The 508-nt window shown below is 65.6% G+C and carries 1 pseudogene; it reads right to left on the reverse strand.

Annotated features, from left to right (window positions below):
- Window positions 1–197 precede the first annotated feature (197 nt).
- Window positions 198–508: pseudogene (locus tag AB4Z35_RS30280) on the reverse strand (hypothetical protein); the annotation flags it as partial.

The following is a 508-nucleotide window of genomic DNA, read 5'->3' on the forward strand; positions in this document are numbered from 1 at the left end:
CGCTGGTGGTGTCGACCACCACCTTGGTCGCCGCTGGCGTGGCCGAGGGGGCCGGCGCGGCCTTGTCATCGGAACCGCAGGCGGTGAGCACCGCAGCGGCAAGCAAGGCAATGCCGAGCGCGCGTGCGCCGGCAGGAAGACGAAGGAACATGGAACCCGACCCCGCAATGTGATTGGAATGGTTTGATCCGACTGGCTTATGGCGCCGGCTGGACAATCGCCATGGCAGCGTTGACGTTGCCCGTGGCGAACGGACTGCCTGGCACCGGTGTCAGCGCGCCGCTGCCTGCATCGATGGCGAAGCCGTACAGCGTGCCGTTGAGGGACGGCGTGTACAGGAAGCGCCCATTCGGCTCGATCCGCAGACGCTGGCCGCTGATGCTGGCGGGCGTGATGGCGAGCGGCAAGGGGCCAAACATGGGGTCGATCCGCATCGTCTGGATATTGTTGCTCCCTGAACCGAGTACATAGACAAATTGGCCCGACGGCGTGACAGCGACGTCGATGG

Origin of the sequence: Pseudomonas sp. KB_15 (genome assembly GCF_052114525.1) — a bacterium.
GTDB lineage: Bacteria > Pseudomonadota > Gammaproteobacteria > Pseudomonadales > Pseudomonadaceae > Aquipseudomonas.